Raw genomic sequence first — 1656 nt, forward strand, 5'->3', positions numbered from 1 at the left:
CCTTACCTCCCCAAGCGAACTTGCAGAGTTCCTTCCCGGAGCGACAAATCTTTCCAGGCTCGATTCTTCCGTGCCACATACGGCCGGCACCGAGGGGTTCCCTCCACCTCAAGGAACTCCATGAGAGCTGCCACAATAGCGGCAACAACCTCAGGCTTAACACCCACGTCAACATCATACGGGGAAATTGCCATGCTTTTTCCCCCTCCGTCCTTCTCGCTTTGACCAGAAAACCTCGAGGGCTCGTCCGATCTTGAGGCGGGTAAGGCGCGGGTCGATGACCTGGTCCACGTATCCCCGCCGTGCCGCCTGGTAGGGGTTGTAGAACTCCTGGCGGTACGCCTCAAGGAGACGCTCCCGTTCTCTCTCAGGGTCAAGGGCACTCTCAATCTCCCGACGAAAGATGATCTCCACCGCCCCCTCAGCTCCCATAACGGCGATCTCTGCAGTCGGCCAGGCAAAGACGATATCTGCCCCAAGGTCCCGGCTGCACATGGCAAGGTACGCTCCACCGTAAGCCTTGCGGAGAATCACCGTAATCTTTGGAACGGTAGCCTCCGAGTACGCATAGAGCATCTTTGCTCCATGGCGGATAATGCCCCCGAATTCTTGATTTGTTCCCGGCAGAAAACCGGGGACATCAACAAGGGTCACAAGGGGAATGTTGAAGCAATCACAGAAGCGGATGAAACGGGAAGCCTTATCGGCAGAATCGATATCAAGGCATCCTGCGAGATAATACGGCTGATTGGCCACAATCCCCACCACATGTCCCCCGATGCGGGCAAAGCCCACCACAACGTTCCTGGCAAAATTCTTGTGCACCTCGAAGAAATCTCCGTGGTCCACAATGGTCCGAATGACCTCTTTGACGTCGTAGGGCTTGTTGGGGTTTGTGGGAACAATGTGAAGAAGGCGCTCTTCCTGGCGTTCCAGGGGATCCCCTGTTTCCACGTAAGGAGGGTCTTCTGCGTTGTTGGAAGGGAGAAAAGAGAGAAGCCGTCGAACCTCGCGAAAGCATTCCTCTTCTGTTCGGGCGGTGAAATGGGCAACACCACTTCTTGTCGCGTGGGTCATGGCTCCTCCGAGTTCTTCCGCAGAGACCTCCTCTCCTGTGGCTGCCTTGACCACCTGCGGTCCGGTGACAAACATCCGGCTTATACCTTCAACCATGAAGATGAAATCCATCAAGGCAGGGGAGTACACTGCACCTCCCGCGCAGGGACCGGCAATAACCGCAATCTGGGGGATGACTCCGGAAGCCTGAGTGTTCCGGAAGAAAATCTGGCCGTACCCCGAAAGGGAATCGATGCCTTCCTGGATTCGCGCTCCCCCAGAATCGTTGATCCCCACAAGAGGAGCACCAACTTTCAAAGCCATATCCATAACTTTGCAGATTTTCTTCGCCTGCATTTCCCCCAAAGACCCACCCATAACGGTAAAGTCCTGGGAGTACACGAACACCACCCGACCGTCGATAGTACCGAACCCTGTCACCACGCCATCAGCAGGGAGCTTCTTTTCAGGCATACCAAACTTCTCTGCGCGGTGTTCCACGAAGAGGTCCACCTCTTCGAAGCTCCCCTCATCAAGGAGAAGGGCAATCCGCTCCCGGGCGGTGAGTTTTCCGCTCTGGTGCTGCCTCTCGATGGCCTT

The 1656-nt window shown here is 56.0% G+C and carries 2 protein-coding genes; both read right to left on the reverse strand.

The window, feature by feature from the left end; all coding sequences use genetic code 11:
* Positions 1-2: 2 nt before the first annotated feature.
* Positions 3-194 carry a hypothetical protein gene (locus H5U36_08425; protein MBC7218144.1) on the reverse strand — a complete coding sequence of 64 codons (192 nt, stop codon included), beginning with the start codon at positions 192-194 and terminating at the stop codon, positions 3-5.
* Positions 175-1650 carry an acyl-CoA carboxylase subunit beta gene (locus H5U36_08430; protein ID MBC7218145.1) on the reverse strand — a complete coding sequence of 492 codons (1476 nt, stop codon included), beginning with the start codon at positions 1648-1650 and terminating at the stop codon, positions 175-177. Before H5U36_08430 ends, H5U36_08425 begins: the two co-directional genes overlap by 20 nt.
* Positions 1651-1656: the final 6 nt, after the last annotated feature.

Source organism: Candidatus Caldatribacterium sp., assembly GCA_014359405.1.
Taxonomy (GTDB): Bacteria; Atribacterota; Atribacteria; order Atribacterales; family Caldatribacteriaceae; genus Caldatribacterium; species Caldatribacterium oleiphilum.